The sequence below is a fragment of the Flavobacterium sp. 28YEA47A genome, assembly GCF_041262125.1.
Taxonomy (GTDB): Bacteria; Bacteroidota; Bacteroidia; order Flavobacteriales; family Flavobacteriaceae; genus Flavobacterium.
The window spans coordinates 475,267-496,906 of record NZ_JBGCCI010000001.1 but is presented as its reverse complement, the minus strand read 5'-3'; the positions used below and the strand labels follow the sequence as shown (position 1 = coordinate 496,906).

At 37.4% G+C, this 21,640-nt stretch carries 18 protein-coding genes; 4 read left to right on the top strand and 14 right to left on the bottom strand.

What is annotated here, in order from left to right; translation table 11 throughout:
* Positions 1-3 precede the first annotated feature (3 nt).
* The 14 genes from ABH942_RS02385 to ABH942_RS02320 form a co-directional block, all read right to left on the bottom strand.
* Complete coding sequence (locus ABH942_RS02385; RefSeq protein WP_370029399.1) at positions 4-882, bottom strand: tetratricopeptide repeat protein; 879 nt, start codon at positions 880-882, stop codon at positions 4-6.
* Between the two features lie 177 nt (positions 883-1,059).
* On the bottom strand, positions 1,060-2,667 hold the full coding sequence (locus ABH942_RS02380; RefSeq protein WP_370029398.1) for a S41 family peptidase: 1,608 nt from the start codon (positions 2,665-2,667) through the stop codon (positions 1,060-1,062).
* 58 nt (positions 2,668-2,725) lie between these two features.
* Entirely contained in the window at positions 2,726-3,577 is an 852-nt protein-coding gene (locus ABH942_RS02375; protein WP_370029397.1) for a helix-turn-helix domain-containing protein, read from the bottom strand.
* A gap of 34 nt (positions 3,578-3,611) precedes the next feature.
* Entirely contained in the window at positions 3,612-6,023 is a 2,412-nt protein-coding gene (locus tag ABH942_RS02370; RefSeq protein ID WP_370029396.1) for a T9SS type B sorting domain-containing protein, read from the bottom strand.
* Between the two features lie 47 nt (positions 6,024-6,070).
* On the bottom strand, positions 6,071-8,848 hold the full coding sequence (locus ABH942_RS02365) for a T9SS type B sorting domain-containing protein (RefSeq protein WP_370029395.1): 2,778 nt from the start codon (positions 8,846-8,848) through the stop codon (positions 6,071-6,073).
* A gap of 31 nt (positions 8,849-8,879) precedes the next feature.
* Complete coding sequence (locus ABH942_RS02360; RefSeq protein WP_370029394.1) at positions 8,880-11,186, bottom strand: choice-of-anchor L domain-containing protein; 2,307 nt, start codon at positions 11,184-11,186, stop codon at positions 8,880-8,882.
* Positions 11,187-11,202: 16 nt separating this feature from the next.
* Positions 11,203-12,042, bottom strand: a complete 840-nt coding sequence (locus tag ABH942_RS02355; RefSeq protein WP_370029393.1) for an ABC transporter permease — start codon at positions 12,040-12,042, stop codon at positions 11,203-11,205.
* A 61-nt stretch (positions 12,043-12,103) separates the two neighbouring features.
* Complete coding sequence (locus ABH942_RS02350; RefSeq protein ID WP_370029392.1) at positions 12,104-13,000, bottom strand: ABC transporter ATP-binding protein; 897 nt, start codon at positions 12,998-13,000, stop codon at positions 12,104-12,106.
* A gap of 90 nt (positions 13,001-13,090) precedes the next feature.
* A complete protein-coding gene (locus tag ABH942_RS02345; RefSeq protein WP_370029391.1) occupies positions 13,091-13,330 on the bottom strand; it encodes a hypothetical protein in 240 nt (79 codons plus the stop codon).
* 202 nt (positions 13,331-13,532) lie between these two features.
* Positions 13,533-14,591, bottom strand: coding sequence for a nucleoid-associated protein (locus ABH942_RS02340; RefSeq protein ID WP_370029390.1), 1,059 nt, complete (start codon positions 14,589-14,591; stop codon positions 13,533-13,535).
* A gap of 44 nt (positions 14,592-14,635) precedes the next feature.
* On the bottom strand, positions 14,636-14,995 hold the full coding sequence (locus ABH942_RS02335) for a four helix bundle protein (RefSeq protein ID WP_370029389.1): 360 nt from the start codon (positions 14,993-14,995) through the stop codon (positions 14,636-14,638).
* A gap of 85 nt (positions 14,996-15,080) precedes the next feature.
* A complete protein-coding gene (locus ABH942_RS02330) occupies positions 15,081-15,617 on the bottom strand; it encodes a hypothetical protein (RefSeq protein ID WP_370029388.1) in 537 nt (178 codons plus the stop codon).
* Between the two features lie 105 nt (positions 15,618-15,722).
* The gene (locus tag ABH942_RS02325) at positions 15,723-16,112 is read right to left on the bottom strand and encodes a VOC family protein (protein ID WP_370029387.1); all 390 of its coding nucleotides are present in this window, start codon (positions 16,110-16,112) and stop codon (positions 15,723-15,725) included.
* A gap of 5 nt (positions 16,113-16,117) precedes the next feature.
* Positions 16,118-16,495, bottom strand: coding sequence for a VOC family protein (locus ABH942_RS02320; protein ID WP_370029386.1), 378 nt, complete (start codon positions 16,493-16,495; stop codon positions 16,118-16,120).
* 166 nt (positions 16,496-16,661) lie between these two features.
* On the opposite strand from ABH942_RS02320, the gene ABH942_RS02315 reads away from it, so the two are divergent.
* From ABH942_RS02315 to ABH942_RS02300, 4 genes are all read left to right on the top strand, one after another.
* Positions 16,662-18,815 carry a TonB-dependent receptor domain-containing protein gene (locus ABH942_RS02315; RefSeq protein ID WP_370029385.1) on the top strand — a complete coding sequence of 718 codons (2,154 nt, stop codon included), beginning with the start codon at positions 16,662-16,664 and terminating at the stop codon, positions 18,813-18,815.
* 485 nt (positions 18,816-19,300) lie between these two features.
* Positions 19,301-19,930, top strand: coding sequence for a tetratricopeptide repeat protein (locus ABH942_RS02310; protein ID WP_370029384.1), 630 nt, complete (start codon positions 19,301-19,303; stop codon positions 19,928-19,930).
* A gap of 18 nt (positions 19,931-19,948) precedes the next feature.
* Positions 19,949-21,304, top strand: coding sequence for a 2TM domain-containing protein (locus tag ABH942_RS02305; RefSeq protein WP_370029383.1), 1,356 nt, complete (start codon positions 19,949-19,951; stop codon positions 21,302-21,304).
* Entirely contained in the window at positions 21,295-21,639 is a 345-nt protein-coding gene (locus ABH942_RS02300; protein WP_370029382.1) for a 2TM domain-containing protein, read from the top strand. Before ABH942_RS02305 ends, ABH942_RS02300 begins: the two co-directional genes overlap by 10 nt.
* Position 21,640 lies beyond the last annotated feature (1 nt).

Genomic DNA, 21,640 nt, shown 5'->3' with positions numbered 1-21,640 from the left:
TTTTTATTTGTTTTCGCTTATTATTTTTTTTGCAGTGCCGTTTTCAGGATTCAGTGCCAGTGACTTTTTATAGGCTTTTATAGCTTTTTCTTTTTGGCCCAGTTTCATCAGGCATTCGCCATAACTGTCATACGTGTTATAACCTTTAGGATAAAGTTCTGTGTTTAGCTTAAAGATTTTCAGGGCTTCTTCGTTTTTGTTTTGGTTGAGCAGATTATAACCGAACTCGTTGACTCCTTCTTCAGAAATATCATATTCTGATTTTGTACCTTTTTTGAATTCCTGTTTTATTAATTCAATTGTCTTGTCTGCAGAATTATTGGAAGCGTAATAGGAGGAAATGGATTTTAAATTCATTTGCCTTTCTTTTTCGATTTGCTGCTCCAAGGTTTCTACACTATAGTATTGACGTTCTTTGTCGGTTACTTTTTTGGTATCGATTTTATAACGCGCCCATTTGTCGTTTGTGGATTTGTTTTTTATAAACTGCGTTCCGTAAATCTGCGGTTCTCCTTTTCTCATAAGATCTCTGTCTACGGCTGCGGCATACCACCATCTGTTGAGAGAAGGATCAAGTTCTAAGGCTTTTTTGAAAGTTTTTACTGCCATGCCCGAAGAAATGGTGTCATTTCCATGTTGAAAAACGACTCCTGAATTGAAGTAATCTTTGGCAGTTTGTACTTTTTTTTCTTTGAATAATTCAAAAACCCGAACACGTCTTAAGCTGTCTTCTTTGTTCAAAATAATCCAGTTGATATCAGATTTCATTCTTGAATTCTGGTCGTCGTCTGCCATTTTCTGTAATTCAACATTGTCAGTTTGCGAAAAAGCATTGACGGAGCAAAGCATCAGGAGTAAGGCCTGAAAGATTGTTTTTTTCATGTGATTTGATTTGATTTGATTGATGATGATACTGATTCCAAATTTTTGATTTTTGATTTTTGATTTCAGAAGGGTAAAGTTACTTATAAAAAGAATGGAGAAATTGTATAATTGGAACATGCCTGGAAATATTTAACATATTCCAGGCATGTTTATTGATCTTATGCGAGATTGGTGTTATTGGTCTTGTTTACGCAGTTTTTCAAGCTCTACTGCTTTTTGAAACATGGGATCGCTGTTTAATAAAAACGGTTTGCCAAATATGTCTTCTTTTGTTGTAATGCGTGAATAGAGTTCTTTTATGGAATAGCTTACAGGATATTCGACATTATTCTGAAAGATATCTTTTGGCGTTTTACAATCCGTAAAATCAATTTGTGATTCTATCCGGAATATGATCTTGCTATGCGGCAATTGCAATACTGTCGGGTTTGTTTGAAGACCGCCAAGCAAATCAGGTGTTTCTCCGATACTGATTAGCTGATCGTTATTTTTTGCCAGATTAGACAAATTGCTGGCAGAGGAATAAATAAACCGATCTTGCAATACATAAATTTTTCCTTCAAAAGAATAATTTAAAGAATCAGGAACAACGAATTTAAAATTAGGATAGACGATATAATACATTTTCGGTTTTTTTAAAGTGGCCGCATCTATCTTAAAGGTATGTGTAGTCCTGTTTTCTACCGAATCTTTATTGATATTAAAATAGTTCTGATTGTAAGGACTGAAATTGCGGCCAACCATTACGTTTTGTCCTAATGTGTCTTTGACTACTTTTTTTAGAAAGTTGCTATAAGTATTATCACTTCCGCCTGGATTTCCTCTTATGTCGAGTACAATAGCATTTACTTTATTTTTTGAGATTATTGGTTTTAAACGTTCGCTAAGAGTATCGCCATAGGCTTCAACCATCATTGGGAGTTTGGCATAGAAGATTTTCTCTTTTTCAAAATAGTGCGTAATTATTGGAGATTTTTCATTATTGTAACCGTATACCGAGTTCTTATCCTGTAAAAAAGTGACCGTGTCATTCTTTTTGATATGGAGCTTATGTTTTTTATTATCCTTGTCTAAAAAGACAAGTTTGAGCAATCCTTTTTTATAATTGTCTGACGGTTTGTAGAATTTTTCATGATAGGCTCTGTCATTCGCTCTATCCCATCGCAATGGAGAAGAATGTTCAATACGGGTTTTTACATAGTCATGAATATCGGTTCCATTGCAACTTATTAGTTTCATTGAAGCAGGATAGGTTTTGCCAGCATAGGAAAAAGGCAATAGATTGTAATATTGTCCAGAGGTATAGACCAGATCTAAATTTAGTTTTGTGTAAAATTGTTTGTTGAGATAATCGACATATTTATATCCGTATTGAATAGAACTGGTATCGATTCCTTTTACAAATCCGTTAGGTATCCAATTGTTTTTTAGGATATCGAGATGCCAGCTGCCTAACATATTTGAGTGTCCGTCTTGAGCAGAATTAAGTGTTTTTTCTACAATTTGCAGGTATTCCGAAATTGTGGTCTGAGGCTGGATTTGTTTTCTTAGCTCTATTGCATGACGGTTAAAATCGATTCCTCTTACTTCTTCATTGAAATAGACAATAGGACTTACCTGATTGATATAAGATACTAATGAATCGTGGTCTTCCAACAGTTGCTCATAGGTTAGTATTGGTGCACCTTCGATAGCATATATAGGCTTTTGTGAGTTGTTATTTTTGGTTGTTGAGCAAGCTACGCAAAGGCAGATTAGAAAAATGGACAGGATTTGTTTCATGATTATGCAAATTTGAGACACAAAGAAAAAAAACAGCGGTCTTCAAAAATTGTAAAAATCATTCACGGTTATTTTTATCATAAATCCAGGCCAGGTCGTTTTGTTGTACGGAAACTTTATCGATGAGATGTTTTGGTGAATAACCCGAAAAGGTTTTAAAATCATTGATAAAATGAGCCTGGTCGTAGTATTGGTTGAAATGGGCAACTGCTGTCAGTGTGTTTTGAAGGTTGAGGATTTCGTCTAATGTGTTCCTGAATCGTATGGTTTTCAGGTAAGATTTTGTGTTTTGTCCTAAATGGTTTTTGAATAACCGGAATAGGGTGGTGTCACTTATCTCAAGTTTTTTGGAAAGTGTTTCTATGTTGAGGTTTTCGCTGTGAGAGTGTCTTGCTATATGGTACAATGCTTCTCTCAATTTTTCGGGAAGTTCATTTTTTAAATTTTTGAGAAGCAATAATTCTATTTTTTCAGCCCTTTTCGTTAGATTGTTTTCTTCAAAAATCTGTTCTAAAAAGAAAGCGTCTTTGTCGGCAAAAACTTCTTCAAATACAGTATCTGAGCTCATTAGGTCTGCATAAGATTCATTAGTAAAAGCTCTTAATGCCGACGGATAAAAAATAATACAAATTTGGTCGAGACTGGAGTCTATATTGACTTGGAATGGCATTTTATGGAATCCATAGAATCTACTTGTAAAGTTTTTATTGCCTTCTGTTATGCTACAACTGTTTGTGTCAGAATTATTAATGTATTTGATGGCATTATGCCTGTAAATAGCCAGACATAAATTGCTGTTTGGAAAAGTTGTATAGTTTAGGGTATGGTTATCCGTCTTTTTAAAAAACAGAAAATACTGAATATGTTTTTTCAGCAATTCGTTTTTTGGTTTTATAATAACCGACTTCATCTCTATTCACTTAAAATTAGAAAGTTTATTGTTGTTATCGCAACAAGCTAAAATGTCCGCGTATGGTTCTGCCCGTTTCCAGTTTTACCACATACCAGTAGTCATTGGCAGGCAATGGATGTCCGTTGTAATTCCCGTCCCAACCAGCACCTTTTGGGTCAACATCAGCCAGAAGTTTTCCAAAGCGATCAAAAATATAGATTTTGGAACTGGCAAAGAAGTTCGGGCTAATACCTATAATATCCCAGGTGTCATTAGTACCGTCTGCATTAGGCGTAAAAAAAGCAGGGATTTTCAACACAGAAATTTTCTTCGAAACGGTGCCACAGCCGTGAGTGTCGTATACATATACCATATGTACGCCTGGAACAACATTTTCAAAATAGTTAGAATCCTGGAAAGGTCCGTTAGGAAGGTCAAGACTGTATTGGTAGCTTCCAATGCTTGCCGGATCCAAAAGTACGGTTACGGTGTTGTTCTGAACCAAGTCTACTATTACTACATCTGCGATAGTCGCATTGTTTGAAAGCTCAACTTCTATAGTTCTGGTCTTGGAACAGTTGTTGCCATTTGTGACTTTAACAGTATAGGTACCTACTTCATTAACCCGTATAGTTGATGTGGTTTGTATTGGCGTTGTTGACCATTCATAGGTGAAATCTGCAGGATTTCCTTGTAATAATCCGGCATCTAAAGTGATATAGCGATTTGGCAAATTACTACAAACATAGCCCGTGTCTTGTGTTTCAATCTGTGGCAGACGGTATACTGTTAATTGAATAGGCGAGATTCCTGAACAGCTGTTGGCATCTTCTATACGCACGTAAATTATCGCATTATATGGAGTAGCATTAGGATAGCTGCTCGTATTTGTAATTTCGTTCTGTTCTAATAATGCATCGTTTAGATTGGTATAGAAATGAGCTGTTTCTGTTGGAGTGAGTGCAAGAGTTGCTGTATTGAGATCAAAAGGGATGATACCTGTTTCTGCCAGGTCACATTGTGGATCTATAGTGACTGTTCTATTGATTACATTTACGTTCAGATCCAAGGTTCCCCAACTGGAGCATCCTGTTGTAAGATTGGTGATTTTTACATCCAGGGTTTCCGGATTGGTAGAATTGTTATATGCGATTGGCAAAGGTGTTAATGAACCTGTCTTGAAGAATTCTGCGCGAAGGTTTGGATCATTTCCAGTAAGAGAAGGAATAGCTTCATTAAGGTTGAATAACGTCAGCCCGTCTGGACTTAGCCCTGTGTCGCATTGAACCAAAGTCCCGCTTACTTTTGCAGGCAGCGGATTTACAATAAGCTTGATTTCCTCAATTCTGAAACAGCCATTTGGATTGGTGACTTTAATAAATACGGGTTCTTCGTTTGGGATCGTATTATAATAGGTCGGCCCATAAGCTCCGGTATTGGCCATGGCATTAGCAAAACTAGAATAATAATCTACTGTAGTTCCTGCAGGATTTGTATTGGAAAGTATACCATTAGTAACATCACTCATAGTAAAGGTCGCTTGCCCGTTCTGGTCATCACCATCAAGATTGTCGTCACAAATAGCAAACCGGTCGTTTGGAATAACGACTGAATTGATTACTTCTATAGAAAATTGTGTTGTAGAAAAACACCCGGTTACAGTATTGGTGATTCTTGCAAAAATAGGTTGAGGATTTACCGTATTTCTAAAATCATTGGATGGAGTTATGGGGCTTTCCCCAGTTAATACATCGTTAGAATTGACATGATAAGTAACAGCTACAGAGGTTTGAGTTCCAATAATTGTACTTGTGTTTAGATCGAGATTGAAAGAGGTAGAATTATCAAGAACACCGTCATTGTCACAATTTTCGATATCAAGGGCAACACCCGTTGGTACTTGGAATGTTGGAGGTTGGTTAAATGTAGCCGTTCCCGTCCATGTTAATGAAAAATTACTTGAACCTACAGGGCGATCAATAACCAGAAAATAGCTTTCGCCATTATTAACCGTTAAAGATTGTACAAAACTGTTTCCAAGTGCACCCGGCCCTTCAGAAGTGTCAGTTTCTTCATCACGTAGCCCGGTAAGATTATCCGTTGCATTGGCAGCAGCAGGGTTTGTGGTTGAACAGCGAATTGCCTGACCTAAACTGCCACAGCTGACATTGGGACCAAATATGAAAAAATCGAAATCAACACCAATATTAGTATTTTCCGGAGTAAGAATAAAACCGAGCGTGCCACCTGTATCAATAGATAATCTTAACCATATACTATTGTTTTCCTCACTGCTGCAACTATTATTGGAATTTAATTCTTGAATGCCGACTCCTGTTGCACTAAGACCTTGAAATCCGGTATTTCCGCATACGACGATAGCATCAACACAGTCATTCTGGGAAAAGGTTTTGGTAATTGTAAAAAAGAATAGCAGAGCAAGGAGGTGTTTTTTAAGCATCATTCGTTAAGGATATTTGCCCAAATTTATTATATTTTTTTAACAGATTGTTATCTTTTTAAAGAAAAATGACCTCTGACAGTTCTTTCTTTGTTTAAAATAACAAGATACCAATAATCAGTTGACAAGACGGGATGGCTATTGTAGTTTCCGTCCCAGCCAGCACCTTTTGGATCAACATCTGCCAGAAGTTTGCCATAGCGATCGAAGATATAAATTTTAGCGGTAGAATAAAATAGGGAATTTATTCCAATGATATTCCAAGTGTCGTTATAGCCGTCTCCATTAGGCGTAAAATAATTTGGTATATAAAGCACGGAAATATCCTTTTTGACGATTCCGCACCCTCGGGTATCATAAACATAAACGGTATGGAATCCCGGTGCTACATTCTCAAAATGGTTAGAATCTTGGAATGGGCCGTCAGGTTGGTCAAGGCTGTATACGTAGTTGCCAATACTTTCTGGTGATAACAGTACGGTTACGGTATTGTTTTGCACCAGATCTACTATTACTACATCGGCAATAGTCGCATTATTTGAAGGCAAAACGGTTATAGTTCTTGTCTTGGAACAGCCTTTGGCAGTTGTGACTTTGACAGTATAAGTTCCTGCCTGATTGACACGTATAGTAGGTGTGTTTTGTATCGGTGTTGTTGACCATTCATAAGTGTAATCACTGATTGTACCTTGTAATAGTCCAGGATTTAAGGTAATGTAGCGGTTAGGCAGGTTGGTACAAACATAATCCGTGGCTTCAGTTTGGAGTTGCGGTAACGGATTTACAACAAGAGTAATAGGAAAGATACCATCGCATTGATTGTTATCTTCTACACGAGCATAAATTGTTTGCCTGTCACGAATCGTATTTCTAAATGCAGTAGGCAATGGGTTTTGTTCCAATAGCGCATCATCAATACTGGCATAGTATAGAGTTGTGGCTGTAGCAGGAATTCCGGGAATAGGTGTGTCAGTAAGTGTGAAATCAGAAATTCCATCTTCACTGCTTAGCTCATCGCATTTTTCAATCAACAAAGGGGCGTGTACCATAGCATTTACGGATAAGTCCAGTGTCGTGGTTACAAAGCAACTGGTGGTATTGTCTGTTACCCGCGCAAAAATTCGCTGCGGATTTGAAATGTTTGGATAGTTGTTTGGTAACGGATTGATATTGTCGATGGCTTCTAGTTCAGAAAGGAAAAAAGAAACACTTAAATTTGAGCTGCCACCGATAATATTTTGTTGGGCTTCTGAAAGTTTAAAAAAGATATTTGTAACCGCGGCCGTTGGACTGCATTGTACCAGAGTGGAAGGGAATGCTACAGGAAGAGGATTAATCTGCACATTTTTTGTACTTCGAACAGTTGCTCCTTCAACTATAGCAGTTGCCGTAACGGTATAATTTCCCGGCCCAGGAAAAATATGGGAAGGTTCAACGGCATTACTAAAGACACTACCGTCGCCAAAATCCCATACGGCACTTTGAACAAAACCATTGGCGCTTATCTCAAACAAGGTAGTCTGACCGGCACAAAGATTTTTAGCAAGAATGTTTGTGTTGAATACGGAAGTAATGAATGGCGGCAGCCCAAATCGGGATGTTCCTTGTTGCAGATTAATAGCAGCGTTTTGGTAATTGCAGGCTATTCCATCTTCTTCGGGACTGTTGATGACGTCCAGGAAAGAATCTTCATTTCCGGTATTGATATTTGCCTTGTAAATTTTTTTGTCGGGACCCAATTGAAGTGACGAATAGCTTCTTCTCGATATAAATTGCCCTGAATTTGGAATGGAAGCAGCTTCAAGATTGAACTGCAATACTCCACTTTCTGCGGAAACATAAAGTTTTTTGGTTTCGGCAGAAAATTCAACTCCATAACAGCCACTGTTAGTGACTATAGCCTGTCCGTTAGAAACTATTCCGGTACTGTTGTCAAAATCATAAAGATAAAGAGCACCACCAGATGAAGAGCCTCCTGTTACTTCACCTATCTGTACGTGAGCAATGGCAATTTTTTTTCCGTTTGGAGAAACCTTAATCTGCCCGATTGCGTTTCTCCTGTAACCGGAAATAGGAACAACAGGGTTCAGCTGTGAAATCACTGGCGTGGTAGCAACACCGCCCGGATCAATTTTAAAGGCATAAAATTTATCTATAAACTGCGTTATGACCCAATAGCCGCCCCCGTTTCGTATTCGGACAGCTGTTATTTTTTCGGAACATTTATATTTGATTTCTTCACCTGAAGGGTCTGGATTATAGGTAACTAAATGAATATTTCTAGTCGTTACATCGCCAATACTTCCGTTAGCTCCTGTAATAGACATATCAACAACTGAGTAATTAAGTCCATTGTTAAAACCATCATCTGCCCCTGGAATTGTTCCGCCTCCATTTTCATATATTCCTGTAAACTGATTGGGATAAACTGCTGCATTTTGATGGTGCGGTTCATCGACAGTAAAAATGTAATAAAGATTCGGATTGGTCGGATTGGGTATGATAATACCTGATTGGGTACTGGAAGGATCACCTAGCAGTCCTGTGCCTGCACTGTAATCACCATTTGGCATGATGATATGGTTACGGTCCCAAACTGTTCTTCCGTCTGTATATAGCAATAAGTTACCGTTGGAGTCTGAAAAAGAACTGCAACCTTCGTCAGTTACAATCCTAATCGGATTTGGTAAAGTGGAAAGCGTCGTTACCGTATTGTCGCTATTAAACCGGATACCTGCTCTGTTACCAAAAAACCAGTTGGCTGCTTCACCTTGGGAGAAACAACTTATGGATAGGAACAGAAATAATACCAGTAATTTTAGTCTCATAGCGAGCTAATTAGCGCTCAAAGATAGAAAATTATCTCAAAAGTGAGAAGTGTCCTCGTATTTCTCTATTGTCTTGCAAAGTTATCTTAAACCAATAGTCGGTTGCAGGTAAATCACGGCCATTCAGCTTGCCATCCCAGCCTGGTTGTCCGCCTTTGAAAAAGTAAATGAGTTTGCCATAGCGGTCAAAAATCGCAACAGTAGCATTGGGTTGGAATTGCAGGTAAGGAATTCTCCAAATATCATTAGTTCCGTCATTATTCGGAGTAAAGAATTTAGGGTAGTCCATGATATAAAATTCACGGGTAATAGTACCGCAATTAGCTTCTCTTATAATAACATTGTAACGACCGGGCGCGAGATTGTTAAACGTTGGTGAATCCTGGAAAGTAAATCCATCAAGTGAGTATTCGTAAGTTCCTATACTATCAGATGTAAGTACAACGGTTGCGGTATTGTTGCCACCTTGAAAATCTCTTATTCTGATAGTTTCTACTGTAGCTATGCTTGAAGCTGTGACGATAAACTTTTTTGTGCCTTCGCAACCATCAGCATTTGTAACAGTAACCGTATAGGTTCCGGCTGCATTAATTCTTATGGTTTGAGTTGTTTCGTGATTTGGAGTGTTCCAGCTATAGCTTGAAAAACCACTTCCTGCATTTAACAGTATACTGCTGCCTCTGCAAATAGTAACCTGGACATCATCTAAACTATTTCCAAAAAAGTTGACACGCACATTGAATTCGGCAATTCCGTAACAATCGATACCGGAGCTTAGTTTTGCATAAATACGCTGTGTGAATGGAGTTGTATTAGCAAATGTTTCCGGAGTTGGAATAGGATTGAGTCCTGATAAGGCATCTGCATACGACGTATAATAATTGACGTTCCCTGATGGCAGGTTGACTAATATGTCTGCTTCTCTTTCACGCAGGTTAAAAATAGACTTCCCGTCTAAAGGATTAGCATCGGTATCACATTTTTTAAGGTCTTGCGGATCGGCAATATTGTTATTAGAAACGTTTAGTGTTACTTCAGAAATGGCATAACAACCGTATTGGTTTGCTACACGGGCATAGACTTTTGGCTGAATGTTTTCGAAATTAGTAACATTGGTTATCGGATTAGTGTTTGAAGCCGCTTCAGCATTAGTCCTGAAATAAACAGGATTGGTCAATGTTGGATCAGCCGCTATAACCTGAGCGTTTGCCTGATTGAGGTTGAACAAAGCAAGACCATCATTGTCTTCATCACATTGAACTAAAACAGCATTCGTTGCTGTCGGTACCGGTGAATATTCAACCTTAATTTTTCCTGTTGAAATACAGCCTCCGGTAAGTTCAACCTTAACCGAGTAGTTAGCAGCTTCTACTACTGTATATGTAGGAGTGGTTTCGGGCTGTAATATATTGTCTTTATACCATTCGTATCGTATGGCGTTGGCATTGGTTGCATTTAATGTCAAGTTTTCGTCCTTACATAATGGATTTCCGGTAGCCAACAGTCGGTCTTTACCCAGGTCGGTTTCGATCTTAAAACTTCCGCCTCCTAAAAAAATAGCAGAGTCATATCGGTAATTACCTTCATCAGCCACGACTAATTTTATATGATAAAGAACACCCGGTGTTACATCCGATTGTGCTGTCATAACAACGGTTTGTCCGTTAAAATTGGTAGGATGCTCATATCCGTTGAATCCGCCAAAATATTCTTCGTTTTGGGCATCACAGCCTCCGTTTCCGCCAATTGCAGGATGTACGGATGTTACTTTAACAGGTATTGTAGTACCAGGAATTACCGCCAGGTTTTTATAACCTCCAGTACCTCCAACTTCCTTAAGTAGAAATGCAAAACCATCGGAATAGCGACATGGCGCATTATCATGATATTCTTCCGATGAAAGGATGTAGTCAAAACTGATTTTATTGCCAAGCGGAACGAAATCAAATTCAAGTACGGTAGCATCAACGGAATTGTTTATTTCAAGGGCAGCCTCTAAGTCGGCATCACCCGGCCAGTCCATTCCTCGTCCATCATCTAAAAGACTGCTGTTAGGACCTTGTGCGGCTACAGCTCGTCCTGTACTTAATATGATTCCGTCAGCAAAAGGAAAAGTGCTGGTTCCGGCATTAAAATAACCGTAGCTTTGTTCGCCTGTGGCAAAATTTCCACCCAGAACTGAAATATTTGAAACGCTGGCGCAGGTATTATTGATGAGGACATCTCTAACCAGCTGTTCTTTTGTATATGTATCGTTAACTGTTATGTATTGCGCCTTAGCCAAAAAAGGAACGCAAATTGCCAAAAAGAAAAAAATGTGGGCTTTCGTCATTTTCATAGTACCGGCAAAGATACTATAAATCTCGTTTTTGAAGAATTTTATACGACATTAACATAAAAATAACCGTCCAAACGACAACTATTACGATTTCATACCAATGCACGCTGTAGTCTTTTACGGACACATTACCCGAAACCTGACTTTCAATGACTTTGTAGGCTTTGAAACGTGTGAAAGGTTCTTTTATAAGATTTGACATCGATTCCAATGGAAGAAAAGCCGTTACTTTTTGTACTTGCTCTGTGCTAGTAAATACAAGCCATCTCAAAAGTCCAAAAATGATTGATTCTATAAAAAACCATACGAGCAAGAAACCTAAGGCAAAAGCGGAACGTTTTACCAATATTCCCAAGAAAAGACAGAACGAGAAAAATGCTGTTAGTTTTATGAAATAGGCCAAAAGATATTCCAGATCAGAAAAGATAATGCCGGCTTCGTCATAAGAAGAAAAGCACATTCCCAGTATCAATGACATGATAAAGATAAAAATTGTCGAGCCCAACGCAAAAAGTACGACAGTAATCAATTTGGATTGTATAAATTCTTTTTTACTCAGTCCATCAATAAGATTCTGTTTGAGTGTTCCGTAGGTATATTCATTAGCCATCATCGAGACAATCACTACAGCCAGGAAGAATTTAAGGATTGCAGCAATATAGGTATTGAAATGCCAGATATAAGGGAAGTTGAAAATTCCCTGATCTGCAATACGGAAGTTGATCCCTAAAAAGCTAAAATTGATGGAAGCAATCAGGGCAATGAAGGAAAGCAGAATGAAATAGGTAAGCGTCAATACTCTGCTTGCCTTGTTCTGCCATATTTTTTGGAGCTCTATAGATAGTAATCGTTTCATGGGTTGCGTATTTTGTCCTGGATGTCCTTATCGGACCCGGTTTGGATTTGTTTCAGGAATGTTAGTTGTTGTTCGTCAGTTCAAGGAATTGTTCTTCCAGGCTATGCTTGCGTTTTACAAGATGGCTTAGGGTTATATTCCTTTCAAAGAGAAATTTGTTCAGTTCAGATGCATCAAGCTGGCTTTTTGGATAGGCGATAATACGTCCCTCTTCTTCCTCAATTTTTTCAATCGAAGGATGCTGTTCCAATGCCCTTTTTAATTCCTGAAGGTCGTCTGCTAGCAGTTCAAAGAATCCATCGTGTGAATTCATGCCGTCAACAGTTCCTGAATATAAGATTTCTCCTTTTCGTAAGACCAGTACATGGCTGCATACTTTTTCGACTTCATCTAAAAGGTGAGAAGCAAGAAGTATGGTGGTTCCCTGAGCAGCAATTACTTTGATAATATCTCTGATCTGGCGGATTCCTTGTGGATCGAGTCCATTGGTGGGTTCGTCCAAAATCAGGATTTCCGGGTCATTAAGTAAAGCAGAAGCAATAGCCAGCCTTTGTTTCATCCCTAACGAAAAGGTTCTGAATTTGCTGTCTTTTCTATCAAGTAGCCCAACAACTTCTAACTTTTCAGTTATTTTAGAATAGTCGGTTCCCTTGATCTTGCAAACCAACTGTAGGTTTTGCTCAGCGGTCATATAAGGATAAAAATTAGGCCTTTCGATAATGGCGCCTACTTTTTTCAGAGCTTCGTGTGTTTCCATTTGTCCGCCAAACCAGCTGTAGCTTCCAGAGGTTTTGTTGACAACATTGAGTACGATTCCAAGAGTGGTTGATTTTCCGCTTCCGTTTGGTCCTAATATGCCATAAACATTTCCTCTTTTGATTTCCAGAGAAACGTTTTTAACGGCTTTGACATGCCCGAAATTTTTATAAAGACTTTCAATTTTAAGTATGGTTTCCAAAATAGTATATGGTTTGGTTTATAGTAAGACGATCCTGGTAACAATTTGTTACAAGAAAATTAAAACTCTTTTCGGGCTTTTTTTAGTTATTTACAAGGCAACCTGTCTTCTTTCGTAAAGCTGATTTAGCGCTTTGTTGATATCCTTCATTTCTTCTGAAAGATGAATTTTGTTACCTAATATATCATTGGTTGCACAGCGGTGGCATACTTTGCATTCAAATTCTTTGAAATGGTCGGTAATTTTTCGGGTGGTCTTAAACTTATGACCAAAAAACCGACAAAAGGCTTTTTCAAAAAGCACATTGTGGCGGGTGGAGTTTGGATTCATGTAGTAGGTTATGTTTGTTAGGGGCCATAAACATACTAATTTATCCGATTAAAGGCAAAAATAATCGATGAAATGCATAGTGTAATTATTTTGTAAACAAGATGTTACCATAAGGTGAACTAAACAGTTGCTTTAAATCCATATAAAATAAAAAATCCCCGATTGCTATGTAATCGGGGATTTTTGAATATTTTGGATAGGCTTAGGATTTCTGCTCTTTGTTGAAATATACTAAGTAATAGTACATCTGCTTCTCTTCATCCCATCCTTTTTCTACAAATTTTTCAGCACTTTCAGGGTTGATGAAATCCAATTTGATTTGAATATTCGTGTCAAGATTGATTACGTTCTTGATTTTTTTTCGTGCATCCGAAACCGCTGCATTTGCGATAGGAAAGTTAGTCACATCTTCAATGCTGTATTTTTCTCCTTTGTCGACCTTATAGTTTTTAAATTCCGACATCAGATCCGGATTGTCGATTACTTCGTTCAGGAAGTTTTGCTCTACGAAATCGTCATTTTTTGCAAAATAGTTCACAGAACGGTTCATGAACATTACCTCTTCTTTTTTATCTTCAGCAGGCAATACAACGTCTTTTGCGAAGTCCTGACAGAACTTTAAATATTTTTTAGTGATAAAGTTTTCGTCCTGGAAAGCATCTACAGAAAGGAAGTGCTCTAACCAGTAGCGTGCATCATATCGGTTGCTGTCTACTGTAAGGATTTTATATCCTTCTTCTTTTTTATGGTTGAAAATAAGACATCCTTTGTCTAGCTTGTTCAGGTTGATTCCATGTTGTAAGATCATTTCAAGATTGCTTTCTTTTTCTTCGAACTGTAGGAAGTCAGATTGCAATTCGCTTTTGAATACTCCAACGGCATCTACCACATTGTTGTCAATGCTCAGATTGGTAAGATAAGCAACATAAACCTCACCGTTTTTGATGTGCGGATGGTTGGATTGCTCAAAAAGATGTTTTGTTATCTTTTTTGAAACCTCATGAACACTACCAGGATTGTTGAAAATCTCGCTGGCAAAGTTGTACATTTCATTGTATTCCAAATCTACATCATGAGCAAACTGGAAATAATTTTCTTCCTTTTCTCTAAATGACTTGAAGAAAAATTCTTTTAGCAAAGGCATGATCTCATCGTTCAGCCCATAAGGCGATTCAGACAAAAAGAAGGCTTCGTTACGGCTTTTGTTTCCTACTCTATGAACGGAAAGAGTTTCGATGTGGGTGTTAAATAAGTTGATCATTTTTTTAAAAGTTGCTAAGGTAAAAAGGTACTAAGGCGCTAAGGTTATTTACGTTCTTTTATTTTGTTTATAAAAGCGATAAGCATTCTCTCAACCTCCCGGCTGCCTTTGTATTGTTTGTTAAATTGTTCTGTTGTAAAATAGCTGATATTTTTAGCTATTTCTAATTGTGTTTGCAGTTCAAAAAGTGAACTAATTGAAATGTTTAGAAAACGGAGATAGTCTTTATTGCTTTCTCTGCCAAATCCTTCGGCAATATTGCTTGGAATTGAGATGGCACATCTTCTAATTTGTGATGTGAGGCCAAACACTTCTTCTTTTGGAAATGTTTTGGTAGAATTATAAATGCCGGTTACTAAAGCCATTGACTTCTGCCAAATAAGTAAGTTTCTAAAATTGTTCATGGCGTATATTTTAAGATTTCCTCAAATATAGTCCAATCTTCGAACAAAACCTCAGAACCTTAGCAACTTAGCCCCTAAAAAAAAACTAATTCCAATTCTCCTCAAATCCGTAATCCTCAAAATTATCACCTCCGTCCAACATATCAAGATCGTCTTCGTCAAAGTCGTCCTCATCATAATCGAAATCATTTACGGCAGAGTCGCTAAAATCTTTGTCAGGTGCTTCAAGAGGTACTATTCCATGAGAGAATAATACATCCGGATAAATTTGTCCCGGAACATGCTCTTCAATGGCAGCCAATTCTACAAAGAAAGTCCACATATTGATAAAGTCATAAACATAAATGATTTTTGTTCTTTCTTCATCTAAAACTTCAGAAAGCTCAAAATCAGACATTACTTTTTGCTCACCCGGTATATCTCCTGTGTCAAACATAGGGATTTCTTCGTCCTGATTCCACTGGTCGTCACTGGTGTAAAATGAAGCTACTTCCATACCGTCAAAGCCAAAAGCATTGACAATAGCGTTATGCAGGTCTTCTAAAGTGTCGTTGTCCTGAATGGCAATATCTCTGAAAACATCTTCTTCCGCATCGAGTATTACCCTGAATTTATAAACCATAATCTAAATGTATTTTTGAAACGCCAAAGGTAAAATTTAAATTCTGATTTTTAGATTTTGCATTCTTGGAATTTTTGATATACGGTCGAAATCGGCAATCGATTTTTAGGCTTCATAAAATTCAATCGGCAGATTATCAGGGTCTGCTATGAATGTAAAACGTTTGTTTGTAAATTCATCAGTTCGTAACGGTTCCGGATTCAAATTGTTTTCGACTAAATAGTGTCGTGTCTTTTGTATATCATCAACCTCAAAAGCCAAATGCCGCAATCCACAGGCTTCCGGGCGGGAAACACGGCTAGGCGGATTTGGAAATGAAAAAAGTTCTATAGAATAATTTCCATTCAGCGCCAAATCCAGCTTATAAGAATCTCTTTCGCTGCGGTAGGTTTCAGCCAGGATTTCGAAACCTAAAATTTTTGTGTAAAAATGTTTTGATACTTCATAATCCGAACAGATTATGGCTATATGGTGTACTTTGTTGAGCTTTAGCATATATATTATTCTCTTAAGGGTTCAGTAATCCACCATTGATTCCCAAAAGGATCTTCAAATCCTGCAGTATAACCGTATTCTTCCTGTCCTGGATTTTTAAGGGTTTTCGAACCTTTTTGTATGGCGAGATTGAAAACATCATCTATTCTTTCAATAAATAAGAACATACCACAGTTTTTTTGGTGCCAGTTGTCATTGGCTTGCGCAAACATCACTACGGCATCCTTAATCCTGATTTCTCCATGCATTATCGAGTTGTTTTTCCCAGGAACAATAAGCTGTTCTTTGGCTCCCAATACTGTTTTGGAAAACTCTAAAAAATCATTGGCCTTATTCAATATAAGATAGGGCATGACGGGAAGGTACTGCTGCGGAATTTTCATAGTAATACAGTGTTAATTCACATTAAAAGTATAAAAACAAAACCAGATGCGGAAGGTTTTTATGATTTGCATTGCAATTCATCCTCGAAAAAATACAATTCGGTAATCTTTATTATGAAAGTAGACTTTCCAAATGCAACTTTGCTTCATCAAAAACACCAAACCAATGAAAAATATTTTTACACTATTATTTCTTACTTTCTCCATCGCAACTTTTGCACAGCAAACGATTTCCGGAAAAGTCGTTGACGAAAAAGGACGCCCTATCGCTGGAGCCAATGTTTTTATTGAAGGAACTTATGATGGTGATTCTTCAAATGAGCAAGGAAATTTCAGTTTTCAGACTACAGTAACCGGAAAACAAAAACTGGTGGTTACTTTTTTGACTTATGAAACTTTGAATCAGGAAATAACAGTTGAAGATTTTAAGAACAAGACGGTCAAGATGAAAGAATCCGTTAACACGCTTGATGCGGTTGTCATTACTGCCGGAACTTTTGAATCAGGCGATAAAGCAAGAGTTTCCGTCCTAAAACCGTTGGATATTGTTACGACTGCCGGATCTGCCGGTAATATTATAGGAGCATTGCTTACTCTGCCAGGTACACAAAATGTTGGCGAAGATGGCCGTCTTTTTGTAAGAGGTGGCGAGGCAGATGAGACTCAAACCTATGTCGATGGGCTTCGCGTTTCACAACCTTATGGCGCAACTGCAAACAACTTGCCAACACGAGGACGTTTTTCACCTTTTCTTTTTAGTGGCATTGCCTTTTCAACGGGAGGCTATAGTGCAGAATATGGAGAAGCATTGTCGAGCGTTTTATTATTAAACACAATTGAAGACCCAGATCAGAATAAAACAGATATTTCGTTAATGACTGTTGGTTTAGGAGTAGGAAATACGCAGAAATGGGAAAAAAGCTCCCTAAGTGTAAATGCTTCTTACGTGAATCTGGCTCCCTACCAGGTGGCGGTTCCTCAGGCTGTAGATTGGAACAGAGCTTATCAGTCTATATCAGGAGAGATGGTTTACCGCTATCATTTTAATAATGGAACACTTAAGACTTACATGGCTTTTGATGCGGCAGATTTTGACCTGAACCAGGAAGATATTAACCAGCCGGAAAAAATTAGAATTGATATGCGAAATAATAACTTCTATCTAAATTCTTCTTATAAGGGTTATTTCGGGAGTAATTACCAATTGACAACGGGAGTTAGTTACGGCTATTCGCAGAACAAGATGGGAATAGCATTGGATAACTTGAAAAATGCCGAGCATGCTACCCATATGAAGATAAAAATTGGTAAAAATATTACCGAAAGAATAAAATTGACAGCTGGAGCTGATTATTTCACGACTAAATTTGACGAAGATTTTACAGAAAACGCAGGAAGTACTTTTTCTTCCGGATACGATAACAATATCGCAGCAACGTATGCAGAAGCAAATATTTTCTTTTCGAAAAGATTTGCAGCCAAAGCAGGTTTCCGTTTTTCGTATACGGATTTGCTACAGGAATCTAACCTTACACCACGATTTTCTTTAGGATATAAGATAAGTGATAACGGGCAATTGTCTTTTGCCTATGGAGATTTTGTGCAATCTCCAAGACAAGAATACCTAAAATATTCTAATCATTTTGAAAGTGAGAAAACAGCACACTATATATTAAATTACGAATACAACAAGTCAGGAAGAACATTCCGTGCTGAGGCATACCTCAAACAATACAGAGACTTGGTAAAGTATGATACAGAAACAGTGCAGTTTGATTCCCAATTCAATAATAACGGAAAAGGTTTTGCTAAAGGAATTGACCTGTACTGGAGAGATAATACGACATTTAAGAATCTGGAATATTGGTTTTCCTACTCTTATATAAACACAGAAAGAGATTTTAAAAACTATCCGAAAGAAGTTACGCCTAGCTTTGTGGCTGACCATTCGCTGTCTCTTGTTACAAAGTACTGGGTAAACAGCCTGAGATCTCAAATTGGATTAACTCATAGCTTTAACTCAGGAAGACCTTATAACAATCCGAATGACACCAATTTTATGAATGGAAAGACAAAGGCTTATAATAACTTGAGCTTTAGCTGGGCGTATCTGGTTTCGCAACAAAAAATACTTTATTTCTCCGTTTCAAATGTTTTGGGAACAGACAATGTCTTCGGATACCAATATGCTAACAATCCGGATACTAGCGGACAGTTTCAGCGTCGTGCTATCGGACAGCCAGCCGACCGTTTTTTCTTCGTAGGCTTTTTCTGGACGATAAGTGACAATAAGAAAGATAATCAGTTGAAAAATTTATAAAGGTGCTAAGGTGCTGAGGTTTGTTTTGGGAATGTAGATGTTAGTGCTTTTGAAAAAGAGTAGTTTAAAAGATGCTAAGGTTCTAAGGCGCTAAGGTTTGTTTTGGGAGGTTAGATGTTAGTGCTTTGAAAAAGGATTGTTTAAAAGGCGCTGAGGTGCTGAGGCTCTAAGGTTTGTTTTGAGAGTTTAGATGTTAGTACTTTGAAAGAAGATAATTAAGAAAGGTAGTAAGGAACTAAGTTATTAAATTCCTGAGCAAAAGAACAAAACATTTACCTCCACATCTCAAAACCTTAGTACCTCAGTACCTTAGAACCTTAGCACCTCAAAAAAACCTTAGCACCTCAAAAAAAACATTTCATCCCTAAAATTCAACAACTCAGTCAGTCTCTTTTTTAAAAGATAAAATTCCGAAGCAAATTTGTATCAGAATAATAAATGTTTCAATCATCATAAAACCAATACCAACCTAAAAATTTTCGATTATGACAAAATGTATCATTACCCTAGTTTTTTTTGTGACCTCTTTGGTAGGTGCACAGACACAGTATGAACAAGGAATGCAGAAAGGCTTTGCACTTTGGGGCGAAGGAAAAACGGCAGAAGCATCGGCTTTATTTGAAAGAATAGCTTCGGCAGAAAAAAACAACTGGCTTCCAAATTATTATGTAGCGATGGTTAATACTACAGCGGCTTTCCAAACAAAAGACAAAGACAAGGTAGCTGCGTTGTTAGGCAAAGCCCAGGAAACATTGAACATAGAACTGGATAAAAATCCGGAAAACCCGGAACTGTTAGTATTACAGGCAATGATTAATACAGCCTGGATAGTGTCTGATCCAATGACAAACGGAATGAAGCTATCTGCCAAAACGATAGCACTTTATGATAAGGCATTAGCGATTGCTCCGGAAAATCCAAGAGCATTATTTTCGAAAGCAGAATTTGAAATAGGAGGAGCACGTTACTTCGGGAATGACACAAAACCAATGTGCGCGCAGATTGACAAAGCAATTGAACTTTTTGCTAAATTTAAACCGGAAACACCTTTTCATCCAAACTGGGGACTTGACAGAGCCTTAGAGGCTCAGAAAGAGTGCAATAAAAAGAAATAATAACAATTACCATCTTCCATGCAAAAAGCAATCAAATATATCTTTAAGACAATCATAACAGGTTTTGTTGTTAGCTGTGCCATTATAGCAATAATGTTTGTGCTTGAAGCCATGTTTGGAAGAAATTTTTCTTGGGATGCTTCTTTGTTTGAAGAGATGGGACATTATTGTTTATATGGTATTGTCCTAACTGCTATCAACTCTACCTATTTTGATTTTCTGAATAATAGAATGGTGTGGAAGAAATACAAAAGATATAGACTGACCCTCAGTATTCTTGGAAGTGTTGTTCTTACGGTTATTGGGATTTTTATCATAAGATTATTCATCGCATTAGTCTTAGAAAAAAAGAGTTATTCAGAATTTATAACAAAGGAAAACTATAGATTCTATGTTGTCTGCCTGATGATAACTATGGTGGTAACTCTGGTTTTCCATTTAATTTATTTTTACAAAAAATCTCAGGAAAATAAAGTCAAGGAACAGAAGATTATTGCGGGAACGGCTTCTGCAAAGTTCGAGACATTAAAAAATCAGATAGACCCGCATTTCCTTTTTAATAGCTTAAACGTATTAACATCGCTTATTGAAGAAAATCCGGATAATGCACAGCGGTTTACAACATCGCTTTCCAAAATATACCGTTATGTTTTGGAACAAAAAGATAAGGAATTGGTAAGCGTTGAAGAAGAGCTTTCATTTGCAAAGACCTATATGAATCTGCTAAAAATGAGGTTTGAAAACAGCGTGTTTTATGAATTGCCTGCATCGGTTAAAAATCCTGGTGCAAAAGTAGTTCCGCTCTCGTTACAGCTTCTTCTGGAAAATACTGTAAAGCATAACATTGCAAGCGAAATGAAACCTTTACATATCAGGATTTATGAAAAAGGGGATTATCTGGTTATCGAAAACGATTATCAGAAAAAAGAAGTCTTGCAAGACAGGAAAGGAGTAGGATTACAGAATATTATAGACCGCTATGCGATTATAACTAATAGAAAAGTAAAAATTGAGCAGACAGAAAAACATTTCAGAGTTGAACTGCCAATGCTCACCAAACAAATAGCAATTATGGAAACTGATTATAACACACAAGAAAGCATATATCGTAAGGCCCAGAAAAAAGTAGAAGATATCAAAGGGTTTTATGGTAACCTGACCTCCTATATCGTTGTAAATATTGGATTATTAGCGTTGAATTTGATAACCTCTCCGGCCCATTTGTGGTTTCTTTATCCTGCAATTGGATGGGGAATAGGAGTAGCGATCCACGGCATGAGTGTTTTTAATTATATGCCTTTTTTGGGCAATGATTGGGAAGAAAAGAAAATCAGGCAACTGATGGAAAAAGACAAGCACGATAAATGGCAATAGTAATAACTCAAATGGTCATGGAAGATTTTAATTCTGAAAAAATGGCTTACGAAAAAGCCAAAAAAAGAGCAAAGGAAATCAGGGGATTTTATTATAACCTTATGATGTATTGTACCATCATACCGATATTAATTACAATCAATCTGGTTTTTACACCTGAATTTTATTGGTTTTGGTTTTCAATGCTAGGCTGGGGAACAGGACTTTTATGTCATGGAATGGCCGCATTTGGATATAATCCTTTCCTTGGAAAAAACTGGGAAGAGAAAAAAATAAACGAACTTATCGAAAAAGAAACAAGAAAACAGAATTATTACCATCAAAATATTAAATAAG

What these genes read in the sequence shown, in the direction of transcription:
- ABH942_RS02385 (WP_370029399.1), bottom strand. Translation starts at nt 882, where the DNA reads ATGAAAAAAACAATCTTTCAGGCCTTACTCCTGATGCTTTGCTCCGTC.
- ABH942_RS02380 (WP_370029398.1), bottom strand. Translation starts at nt 2,667, where the DNA reads ATGAAACAAATCCTGTCCATTTTTCTAATCTGCCTTTGCGTAGCTTGC.
- ABH942_RS02375 (WP_370029397.1), bottom strand. Translation starts at nt 3,577, where the DNA reads ATGAAGTCGGTTATTATAAAACCAAAAAACGAATTGCTGAAAAAACAT.
- ABH942_RS02370 (WP_370029396.1), bottom strand. Translation starts at nt 6,023, where the DNA reads ATGATGCTTAAAAAACACCTCCTTGCTCTGCTATTCTTTTTTACAATT.
- ABH942_RS02365 (WP_370029395.1), bottom strand. Translation starts at nt 8,848, where the DNA reads ATGAGACTAAAATTACTGGTATTATTTCTGTTCCTATCCATAAGTTGT.
- ABH942_RS02360 (WP_370029394.1), bottom strand. Translation starts at nt 11,186, where the DNA reads ATGAAAATGACGAAAGCCCACATTTTTTTCTTTTTGGCAATTTGCGTT.
- ABH942_RS02355 (WP_370029393.1), bottom strand. Translation starts at nt 12,042, where the DNA reads ATGAAACGATTACTATCTATAGAGCTCCAAAAAATATGGCAGAACAAG.
- ABH942_RS02345 (WP_370029391.1), bottom strand. Translation starts at nt 13,330, where the DNA reads ATGAATCCAAACTCCACCCGCCACAATGTGCTTTTTGAAAAAGCCTTT.
- ABH942_RS02340 (WP_370029390.1), bottom strand. Translation starts at nt 14,591, where the DNA reads ATGATCAACTTATTTAACACCCACATCGAAACTCTTTCCGTTCATAGA.
- ABH942_RS02335 (WP_370029389.1), bottom strand. Translation starts at nt 14,995, where the DNA reads ATGAACAATTTTAGAAACTTACTTATTTGGCAGAAGTCAATGGCTTTA.
- ABH942_RS02330 (WP_370029388.1), bottom strand. Translation starts at nt 15,617, where the DNA reads ATGGTTTATAAATTCAGGGTAATACTCGATGCGGAAGAAGATGTTTTC.
- ABH942_RS02325 (WP_370029387.1), bottom strand. Translation starts at nt 16,112, where the DNA reads ATGCTAAAGCTCAACAAAGTACACCATATAGCCATAATCTGTTCGGAT.
- ABH942_RS02320 (WP_370029386.1), bottom strand. Translation starts at nt 16,495, where the DNA reads ATGAAAATTCCGCAGCAGTACCTTCCCGTCATGCCCTATCTTATATTG.
- ABH942_RS02315 (WP_370029385.1), top strand. Translation starts at nt 16,662, where the DNA reads ATGAAAAATATTTTTACACTATTATTTCTTACTTTCTCCATCGCAACT.
- ABH942_RS02310 (WP_370029384.1), top strand. Translation starts at nt 19,301, where the DNA reads ATGACAAAATGTATCATTACCCTAGTTTTTTTTGTGACCTCTTTGGTA.
- ABH942_RS02305 (WP_370029383.1), top strand. Translation starts at nt 19,949, where the DNA reads ATGCAAAAAGCAATCAAATATATCTTTAAGACAATCATAACAGGTTTT.
- ABH942_RS02300 (WP_370029382.1), top strand. Translation starts at nt 21,295, where the DNA reads ATGGCAATAGTAATAACTCAAATGGTCATGGAAGATTTTAATTCTGAA.